Origin of the sequence: Actinacidiphila oryziradicis, assembly GCF_005047355.1 — a bacterium.
In the GTDB taxonomy this organism is placed as follows: Bacteria; Actinomycetota; Actinomycetes; order Streptomycetales; family Streptomycetaceae; genus Actinacidiphila; species Actinacidiphila oryziradicis.
In genome coordinates this window covers 1-6,600 of the sequence record NZ_SUMC01000208.1, presented here as the reverse complement: position 1 = coordinate 6,600, position 6,600 = coordinate 1, and the positions used below count along the sequence as shown (strand labels likewise).

The window sequence follows — 6,600 nt, the reverse complement described above, 5'->3', positions numbered from 1 at the left end:
GATGGTCCGCGCCACCCGCCCGAAGAACATCGCCCCGCTCATCTCCGAGGACCGGTAGAAACTCGCTATCCACAACTCGTTCTCGGACAGTTGGATGTCACTCACGACGTCCTCCCCCATCGGGTGTGCACGCCCTTCGGGCGTGCACGAAGTCGGCTACGAGGTCGGCTGGGAAATCGGCTGGGAAATCGGCTGCGAAGTCGGCTGCGAGGACGGCCACTTGGCGACCACCTCGGCGGCGAGCGCGGGCAGGTCGGGCCACGAGCGGGGGTCGTCCCCGTGCGTGTCCAGGATCGCGAACAGCCAGCGCTCGAGCCCGAAGGCGACGCACGCCGAACGCGCGTCCTGCCCTTCCCTGGTGATGCCGAACGCCTCGCCGAAGTGCTCGTGGTGCAGGTTCACCGAGGAGATGGCCAGATCCCCGTACGTCGCCTCGCGCTTGACGGGGCTCAGCTTCTGCAGCAGGAAGGCCGGGTTCTGCCCCGGCTCGAAGAACGGGTCGGTCGCGTGCTCCCACTCGACGTCCAGGCCGGCCAGTTCGAACAGCCGGGTGACCGCGTCGGTGGTCCGCTGTGCGAACTGCGCGGTCTCCTCGGCGGTGCCGAGGCAGACGATCTCCCGCATGGTGAACGACCACTGCCGGCGCAGCGGCACGTAGACCGTCTCACGCCGGTAGCAGGTGTTCACCGTGGTCATGTAGAGCGGCTCGGCGAGGGTCTCGCCCTCGTGGGCCGGGTAGAGGTGGTAGCACGCGGCCGGGGTGAGGATCTCGGTGGCCGGCCCGAGGAATGGGCGCGGGTCCTGGTCCGGGTCCTGGGCGAAACCGCTGATCGCGTCGGGGTCGAGCCCGACCGCGAAGGTGGCCTGGTGCGGGAACGACCGCAAGTAGCCGGTCTTGCGCAGCACCGCGGCCGGCAGCGTGGAGGGATGGCGCTCGGCCTGGGCCCCCCACACGCCGGCCAGTTGGAGGAACGCCGCGTCCGCGTCTCCGGCCAGCCGTAGCAGGTCGCCGGAGAGCGACGCCTGCCCGGAGGCGTGCCAGCGCATCACGACTGCTTCCCGAAGCGGGTCGCGAGGGTGTCGATGTCGCGGAAGTCGGTCGGGCGCAGGTCCTCGACGTCGATGGGCGTGCCCCGCAGGCGCTCCATCAGCAGCAGGAGCTCGGGAATGTGCACGGACCGCAGCGTGCGGTCAGCGAAGATCGGGCTGTTGTCCGTGACCTGGACGCCCGACTTCTCACTGACCCACGCGCGCAGTTCGGCGCGGAAATCCGTCTCAGAAAGCATCGACTGGCTCCTCGGGAAGGATCTTTTCGGTGGCGAGGAAGCCGAGGCACTTGGCGGTGACCGTGCGGCGGTGTTCCCGCTGCTGCGGCGACCGCCAGGCGGTCTCGGCTGCTTCCCAGGGGTCGGCCAGTCCGGCGTCGGCGTAGACGTCGGGGTTGTAGTACTCCCGCCAGCTGCTGGTGATGAACGCTGTGAGGTACCCGCGCACGTCCTCGACCGTCTGGGTGTCCCAGTCCTTCGTCCGCCACAGCTCGGTGACCAGCTGGCGCCCGAAGATCAGGTGCCTGGCCTCCTCGACGTGGTGGTTGCGGTTGATGTACCTGGCCACCGGGTGCAGCCGCTCGTCGCGCGCCTGCATCCAGTTGTAGTGGTCCACGATCTCCTCGAAGATCATGGTCTTGGCGAAGAAGAGGAAGTCGCCGACGTCCCGCGGCACTTCCTCCTCGTTGACGGAGAACTGGCGGCTGCGGTACACCCGGGCGTACCGGGTGCAGAATCCGCCGAAGAAGATGCTGTGCTTGTTCTCCTCGTCAAGGAAATGGTGCAGGTAGTCGGCTACCTGGATCATTTCCTTGCGGTAGAGCCGCTCGGCGAGGCCGGCCATCAGCGACTTCTCGCCGTGGATGTTGAGACTGTAGAAGTTCACCGCCTCGTAGAACGCCAGCCGCTTGCGGCCCACCTCGGACAGGGCGTCACCATCCGGGGTGCCCGCCAGGCTGAGGAGTTCGGGGGAGGAGAACCAGTCGACGTCGGGATCGACGGTTTCCGGCCAGTCCAGCGCGGTGTACGGGTTCTGGTAGGAGTGCTGGGACACCTCGCTGAGCCGCCGAGCCACCGCCGCTACGGATTCCGCGAGGCTCATGTCTCGTCCCCCGTGCGCCCATGCAGCCGTTCACTCATGTCGCCTCCAGAGACGGTAATAACATCGTCGTCGCGGCTTTGATTGCCGTTAAGCGCCAGGTAGGACTTGAACGAATCGATATCGAGAGGTTCCAACATCGAGCTCCCGTCTTCGTGCCAGGTCTGCGCGGCCTGGGCTCCGCGAATTGTGTGGTCGGAATCATCGACAGGCCGAGAGTAGGCCGGGTGACTCAGGCAAATCCCTAGTCAATATCGGCGCCGTGTCGTGCAGGATGGGGCACATGTCGATACTTGGGTGGCTGAGTGCGCCGACTCCCGGCCGCGGCGTTTGGCTTGCCGGGGAACGGGACGGCTGGGAGCGGGTGGAGTACGCCGTGCTTGCCGCGGACGCTCGTGCGGTCGCGGCCGACCTGGCCGCGCGGGGCGTGGGCCGGGGGGACGTCGTCGCGATCGCCCTGCCGGGCAGCCGCGACGGGCTGGCCGCGCTGTACGGCGCCTGGGCGGCGGGCGCCTGCGCGACGATGCTCCCGGTCCCGGGCTACGGCGCGGGCGCGGAGTACACCGCGCACACCGCCGCGATCCTCGAACAGGCCCGTCCGGCGGTGACGTTCGCGGACGCCGAATCGGCGCCCCTGCTGGAGGGCGTGGCGCAGGTCAGCGAGGTGCGGCGGGACGGCGTCGGCGTGGAGACCCTGGTGGAGCCGGGCGGGGTCGCGGTCCTGCAGTTCACCTCGGGCACCACCCGCAGCCCGCGCGCCATCCAGGTCACCTGGGACAACATCGTCTCCAACTTCGGCGTCCTCTACCGCTGGATGGAGTGGAAGGACGGCGACGGGATGGCGTCCTGGCTGCCGTTCAACCACGACATGGGCCTGCTCGCCTGCGTGATGACGGCCGCACGGCAGGGCGACCTGTGGCTGATGCGGCCCGACCAGTTCATCCGCGGCCCCGAGCGCTGGCTGTCGTGCCTCGGCCCCGGCAAGGCGTCGCACGCCGGCTCGCCGTCGTTCGGCTTCGGCTACGTCGCGCGCCGGGTTCGGCCGGAGCAGTGGGCCGAACTGGACCTGTCCGGCTGGCGTTCGGCGATCGTCGGCGGGGAGGTGCCCGACCCCGGCGCGCTGCGCGCCTTCGCGGCCGCGGCCGCCCCCGCCGGGTTCGATCCGGCCGGGATCCACCCCGCCTACGGGCTGGCGGAGAACACCTCCGCGGTCACCGCAGGCGCGGTCGGCCGCCCCGGGCGGGTGGTGCGGCCGGACTGGGAGCGGATGCAGTTCGGCGAGCCGGTCCACGTCGTGGAGACCGGCCTTCTGCTGCCGCCGGCCGACGCCGTGACCTCCGAAGCCGGCGACGGCGCGGGGTGGCTGGCCGGTCAGGGTTGGCCGATTCCCGTCGACGAGGTCGAGGTCCGGATCGCGGACGGCGAGGGGAAGCCGCTGCCCGAGGGCTCGCTCGGCGAGATCGTGATCACCGGCCGGTCGGTCGCCGTCGGCTATGTCGGCGACGAGCCGTTCGACGGGCTGCTGCACACCGGCGACGCCGGCTTCGTGCACGACGGCGACCTGTACGTCCTGGGCCGGATGGGCGACAGCCTCAAGGTCAGGGCCCGCACCGTGTACGTCGAGGACCTGGAGTTCAAGGCCCGCGAGGCGGCCGGGCTCAACCGGCTGGCTGTGGTCAGCATGAGCGACCGCGGCCGCCCCGGCATCGCCGTCTTCGCCGAGGCCGAGCCGGGCCCCTGGGCCGACAAGGTCAACCAGGCCTTGCGTACCGAACTCGGGCCCGACCCCGAGATCGCCGTCATCGCCGGCGAGCACGGCTTGATCTGCCGCACTTCGAGCGGCAAGCCGCAGCGTCGCGTGATGTGGCAGCTGTGGTCGGCCGGGAAGCTCCCCGGCACCCGGCTCAGCTGAACCCGGCACCGCCGGATATCGGCGCGTATCGGTCGGCGGATTGGCGTCCGCGACGTGGCGAACGCGTTTCCGCGGTTGCCGGTTGGCGACCGGCGGTTTGCCGATGGGCGCTGTGGCGGTTCCGACCGGCGACCGGTGGCCGGAAATCGGCAGTTGCCGGTTACCCGTTGGCGGTTGGCAGTCGGCCGTCACTTGGCAGTCTGCCGCCGGAACTTGGCCCTCGGCCGTCGGCCGGGAGGCCGGCAGGAAAACACGGGAAGCACCTCCGGCGCTGCGCAGTCCCGGTACTGACTAGGGATTTGCTTGAACCGCCGGACCTATGCTCGTCCCATCGAAGATTCCGATCACACAATTCGCGGAGCCAGACAACGGCCCGGCGCGGAGACGGGAGCTCGATTTTGGAATCTCTCTACATCGATTCGTTCAAGTACGCGCTCGGTGAACGGAAAAGCCACGTCAACGATTCTGCGGCGGCGGGAAGGCTTTTCTCCTCCGCCGAGGATATGAAGGCGGCAGGATTCCGCTGGCACTACATGTGTGAGCCCGGAACCTCGGCTTATGACCTCGCTTGCGCTGCCGTCCGTCCGATAGCGGACAGGGCAGCTGGCGCCGACGCCATCGTGTACGCCACCTGTCTGCCCCTCAACGCCAACGTGGGCAGCGAAGAGGAATGGCGCAGCAGCCGGGACGTCAAACACCTGATGGACTTTCCGGTGAGCAGGCTCCAGGCCGATTTCAAGCTGGACGGCGCGATCGCGATCGGGTTGAACCAGCAGGCATGCACCTCGATGCTCGGTTCGCTGCGGATCGCGGGCGCGATGCTCGCCACCGAGCCTTCGTGGCAGCGCGTCCTGTGCGTGACCGCGGACCGCTTCCCCGAGAACGCGGTCTACGAGCAGGCGTACAACGTGATCTCCGACGGTGCCGCCGCCTGCGTCGTCACCCGGGAGCCGACCGAAGGCGCGTTCCGGCTCGTCGCCAGCCACCAGATCACCAACGGCGGTCTGGGCATGGCGAGCGACGACGAGACCGTGGGCAGCTACTTCAGCTACATGCACCGGCTGATCGCCCAGACCCTCCAGCGGGCGGAGATGAAGGCCGCCGAGGTGGACTGGGTGGTCACCCAGAACACCAACGACGTGGCCTGGACGGTCCTCGCCCACCTGTTCAAGATCGACACCGAGAAGGTGGTGAGCGTCACGCTGCCCGACGCCGGGCACGTGATCTCCGCCGACAACGTGCTGAACCTCACCGCGCTCGTCGAGTCCGGACGGATCAAGTCCGGCGACCGGCTACTGCTGACAATGGCCGGGTTCGGCCTCAACTGGCAGGCCACCATCCTGGAGGCGGTGTGAGCGACCAGCGCCACCCCCTGAACCGCTGCGCGGAGGTGACCGACTCATGACCGTCCTGGTAACAGGCGCCGCCGGCTACGTGGGCGGCCTGATCGTCAAGGCGCTGCGCGAGCACGGCGGTTACGGCGACGTGCTCGCCTTCACCCGCGCCGAGGCGGACCTCACGGTGCCCGGCGCGCTGGACGGGGTCCCCACCGCCGGCATCACGCACATCGTGCACGCCGCCGCCGTGACCAAGTTCGCCGTCGAACGGGACACCGCGAAGGCGGTCAACATCGGCGGCACCGAGCAGGTCGTCGCACTGGCCAAGCGCTGCCCGGACCTGGAGCGCCTCGTCCTGCTCTCCACCCTGTACACCTCCGGTCTCGCCACCGGCGAGATCGCCGAGGAGCCCGCCGGCGCCGTCGAGGAGCCCCGCACCGCAGGGGAAGCCGACGACCCGGCGGATGTCGTCCGTTTCGCCAACTACTACGAGTGGTCCAAGCACGCGGCCGAGCGCCTGGTCCTGGACAGCGGACTGCCTGCCACGATCGCCCGGGTGCCCACGATCATCGCCGACGACGACAGCGGGCACGTCAGCCAGTACAACGCGGTGCACAACACGCTCAAGCTGCTCTACTACGGCCTGCTGTCGCTGATGCCCGGCCTGTCCGACATCCCGGTGGCCCTGGGGACCGGGGAGTTCACCGTCAACGCGACGATGGCGCTGCTCCCCGCCGAGCCCGGCATCTACCACGTGTGCCCGGACCTGGAGCAGACCCCCAGGCTCGGTCAGATCGTGGACCTGATGTTCACGGCGTTCGAGCAGGACGGCAACTTCATCAGGCGCCAGATCCTGCGCCCGCTGCTGGTCGACGAGGCCGCCTTCGCCAACCTGCTGAACGGGCTGCGCACCCTGCCGCACGGAGCGGTGCTCGACGCGCTGGAGTCCGTGTCGCCGTTCTCCGCGCAGCTCTTCCGGCCGAAGGTCTTCGGCAACACCAGGCTGCACAAGGCGTGGCCCGGCTACCGGGCGCAGGATCCGGACGTGCTGGTCTCGCAGACCGCGGAGTACCTCGTGCGCACCCGGTGGGGGAGGACGTCGTGAGTGACATCCAACTGTCCGAGAACGAGTTGTGGATAGCGAGTTTCTACCGGTCCTCGGAGATGAGCGGGGCGATGTTCTTCGGGCGGGTGGCGCGGACCATC

At 69.1% G+C, this 6,600-nt stretch carries 6 protein-coding genes; 3 read left to right on the top strand and 3 right to left on the bottom strand.

Translation table 11 applies throughout. The annotated features are described in order from the left end of the window. Nucleotides 1-156: 156 nt before the first annotated feature. From FCI23_RS53275 to FCI23_RS53265, 3 genes are read right to left on the bottom strand one after another with little or no spacing between them, the layout of a single operon-like run. A complete protein-coding gene (locus tag FCI23_RS53275; RefSeq protein WP_136731336.1) occupies nucleotides 157-1,047 on the bottom strand; it encodes an aminoacyl--tRNA ligase-related protein in 891 nt (296 codons plus the stop codon). Next, entirely contained in the window at nucleotides 1,047-1,286 is a 240-nt protein-coding gene (locus FCI23_RS53270) for a hypothetical protein (protein WP_136731334.1), read from the bottom strand. Before FCI23_RS53270 ends, FCI23_RS53275 begins: the two co-directional genes overlap by 1 nt. Then, nucleotides 1,276-2,148, bottom strand: a complete 873-nt coding sequence (locus tag FCI23_RS53265; protein ID WP_136731332.1) for a diiron oxygenase — start codon at nucleotides 2,146-2,148, stop codon at nucleotides 1,276-1,278. The genes FCI23_RS53270 and FCI23_RS53265 overlap by 11 nt, the downstream gene beginning before the upstream one ends. 280 nt (nucleotides 2,149-2,428) lie before the next feature. Between FCI23_RS53265 and FCI23_RS53260 the strand changes: the two genes are divergently transcribed. The 3 genes from FCI23_RS53260 to FCI23_RS53250 all read left to right on the top strand — a co-directional run bounded on the left by FCI23_RS53260 (nucleotide 2,429) and on the right by FCI23_RS53250 (nucleotide 6,499). Beyond that, the gene (locus tag FCI23_RS53260) at nucleotides 2,429-4,057 is read left to right on the top strand and encodes an AMP-binding protein (RefSeq protein WP_169317446.1); all 1,629 of its coding nucleotides are present in this window, start codon (nucleotides 2,429-2,431) and stop codon (nucleotides 4,055-4,057) included. A gap of 398 nt (nucleotides 4,058-4,455) precedes the next feature. Then, the gene (locus FCI23_RS53255; RefSeq protein ID WP_136731327.1) at nucleotides 4,456-5,412 is read left to right on the top strand and encodes a 3-oxoacyl-[acyl-carrier-protein] synthase III C-terminal domain-containing protein; all 957 of its coding nucleotides are present in this window, start codon (nucleotides 4,456-4,458) and stop codon (nucleotides 5,410-5,412) included. A 46-nt stretch (nucleotides 5,413-5,458) separates the two neighbouring features. Beyond that, complete coding sequence (locus FCI23_RS53250; RefSeq protein WP_136731324.1) at nucleotides 5,459-6,499, top strand: SDR family oxidoreductase; 1,041 nt, start codon at nucleotides 5,459-5,461, stop codon at nucleotides 6,497-6,499. Nucleotides 6,500-6,600 lie beyond the last annotated feature (101 nt).

Excerpts from the sequence above, each read along its gene's own strand:
- FCI23_RS53260 (WP_169317446.1), top strand. The coding sequence starts at position 2,429 with ATGTCGATACTTGGGTGGCTGAGTGCGCCGACTCCCGGCCGCGGCGTT.
- FCI23_RS53250 (WP_136731324.1), top strand. The coding sequence starts at position 5,459 with ATGACCGTCCTGGTAACAGGCGCCGCCGGCTACGTGGGCGGCCTGATC.
- FCI23_RS53275 (WP_136731336.1), bottom strand. The coding sequence starts at position 1,047 with ATGCGCTGGCACGCCTCCGGGCAGGCGTCGCTCTCCGGCGACCTGCTA.
- FCI23_RS53270 (WP_136731334.1), bottom strand. The coding sequence starts at position 1,286 with ATGCTTTCTGAGACGGATTTCCGCGCCGAACTGCGCGCGTGGGTCAGT.
- FCI23_RS53265 (WP_136731332.1), bottom strand. The coding sequence starts at position 2,148 with ATGAGCCTCGCGGAATCCGTAGCGGCGGTGGCTCGGCGGCTCAGCGAG.